The organism is Mesorhizobium sp. M1E.F.Ca.ET.063.01.1.1, assembly GCF_003998155.1.
Taxonomy (GTDB): domain Bacteria; phylum Pseudomonadota; class Alphaproteobacteria; order Rhizobiales; family Rhizobiaceae; genus Mesorhizobium.
On sequence record NZ_RZSC01000874.1, the window covers coordinates 1 to 2,274 of the forward strand.

Consider the following 2,274-nt stretch of genomic DNA (forward strand, 5'->3'; position numbering starts at 1 on the left):
GCCGCGCGTCGGTATGGCCGCCGATGGTGATGGTGCCCTTCTTCTCGTTGATGATGTGCCCGATCTTCTCCATCGCCAGCACCAGCTCGCGGCGCGGCAAGGCCGAACCGATCTCGAACATGCCGAAGTCGAGCTGATCGGTGATCGAGATGACGACGCCCTTGTCGGTGGCCTCGACGGAGACGCCCTCGGCCAGCTTTTCACCCGGCGCGAAGGCCTTGGCCAGCTCCTGCTTGATTTCGGCGGCGGCCTTGAGGGCGGTGCTGCTCGGGGCCTTTACGCCTTGGTCTGGTGTCTGCTCCGGCTCTGCCTTCGCCGTCTCCGCCTTCGCCGATCCAGCCTTCGCGGCTTCGGATTTGGCTTCATCTCCGGCTTTTTCGGCTTCCGCTTTTCCGCTTTCAGCCTTCTCGACCTTGATCTCCTGGCGCGCGGCTTTCCCGGCCTTCGCATCGGCCGATCCGGCAGCCATCTTGGTATCGGGTTTCTCGGGCGTTGCCATCGGTTCGAGTGGGGCTTCCAGGCGCGGCGGCGCCGGCGGAGCCGCCTTGACCTTCGGTACCTCGGTTTCGGCGACTTTTTCGCCGGGCTTGGCCGGATCGCCTTCGATCTTCTTGCGTTCCGCGCTGGCTTCGGCGCCAGGTGTCGCCACCTGCTGCGACCAGAAATCCGGCGCGAAAGGGTCGCGATAGGATTCGCCGCCGGAAGCGCCGGTCGCCGGACCGGCGTTCTGAACACCGCCTTCACCCTTGGCGCTGACATTCTGCATGACGCCGGTATCGGTGGCGATCTCGGCAAGCACGGCGTACGGGTCGGCAAACAGGTGCTCGTCGGAAAGGTCGGACTTCTGCGAGGCTTCCTTGGTCTGCCTGCGGTCGGAGGAGCCGGCGCCGCCCTTGCCGTTCTCGCCGGCCTTGCTGGCGCCATCCTGCGGGTTGTCGGCGGTGAGACCAACCTTGCTCGGGCCGTCGCCGAGATCCTCGAGACCCTTGCGGCTGGAGTTGCGGTCGATCAGCTCGACCGGATTGAAGTAGCTGGCGACCGCCGCCTTGGTCTGCTCGTTGGCGGCGTTGATCAGCCACATGACGAGAAAGAAGCACATCATCGCCGTCATGAAGTCGGCAAAGGCGATCTTCCAGACGCCGCCATGATGGTCGTCGTCATGACCGTCGTGGTTGCGCTTGACGATGATGATCTCGTGCCTGGCCTCGCCGTGGTCGATGGCGCTCATGACAGGACCTCCGACAGGGAAGCCGACCATTCGGCGATACGCGTCTCGAACACCGTTTCATCGATGGTCACGGTCAGGTCGAAGCCCGGGGCTTCGGTGAAATCGAGATTGGCCGCGCGGTCCCCAAGTGCCGCCTTCAGCGGCTCGAACAGCGACAGCGGCCCGCGCACGCCGATCCGCACGGCCTCGCTGTCGGCGACCGCGGCGCCGATGGTGCGGGTGAGGGCGTCGAGCGAACGCTTTTGCAGCTCTTCGCTGACGATGCCGCCCATGATGCGGGCGATGGTGGCGGCGGTGATCTCGGCAACACGCGCCTCCATGGCATCGATCCGCGTCGTGACCGCCGCGCCGAGATCGCCGCCGAAGCTTTCCAGGAACGCTTTCGCCGCATCGTCATTGGCCTGGCGCTCGGCCTCCAGCGCCGCCTGATGGGCGGCCGTGAGGCGGGCTTCGAGTGCTGCTTCCGCGTCGGCCACCGCCTCGGCGATCAAAGCGCCAATGTCGGCTTGCGGCGGGGATGCCTCCGGCTTGGGCTCGACGTTCTGCGCCGCCGGCGGCTGGCCGGTGCGCGGCGCGCGCGGGCCGAAATCGGGCAGGAGATCGAAAAGGGCTCCCGAAGCCATGGCTTAAGCCGCCGCTTCCGGGGCGGCCGCCCATTTGCGCAGGATCTGTGCGGTGCGCTCCTCGTTGAGGTCGACCATGCGCGCCAGCCGTTCCTGCGGCGCTGGCCTGATCTTCTGACGCAGGTCGTCGAGCGGGGTGGAGCCCGGGCGAGCGTCGGGCAAGGCGCCGACCGGCGTATCGGAAGCGATCGCAGCCACCGGCGCGTCGGGCGTCGGCAGCGAGCGCTGGACATCGTCGAAGCTGGGGCCGGCGATGGCTGCGGGCTTCGCCGATGCCGTCAGCGCGGCGGCCATCGGCCGAAGGCCGAAGAAGGCGACAAGGAACACGACGACGATGAAGGCGCCGGCGTTGATGAGCGTGCCGGTGTACGTGCCGATCGAGGCGAGGATGCCGGGCTGGTCGATCGGCTCGCCATCCAGTCC

General features: G+C 67.2%; 2 protein-coding genes and 1 pseudogene. All 3 read right to left on the minus strand.

The annotated features are described in order from the left end of the window. Positions 1-1,228 (minus strand): MotB family protein (locus EOA29_RS33650; RefSeq protein WP_127222215.1); only part of this gene is annotated, 1,228 nt, incomplete at its 3' end. Then, on the minus strand, positions 1,225-1,851 hold the full coding sequence (locus EOA29_RS33655; RefSeq protein ID WP_126092185.1) for a hypothetical protein: 627 nt from the start codon (positions 1,849-1,851) through the stop codon (positions 1,225-1,227). The genes EOA29_RS33655 and EOA29_RS33650, both read right to left, overlap by 4 nt. A 3-nt stretch (positions 1,852-1,854) precedes the next feature. Then, positions 1,855-2,274: pseudogene (locus EOA29_RS33660) on the minus strand (flagellar M-ring protein FliF); the annotation flags it as partial.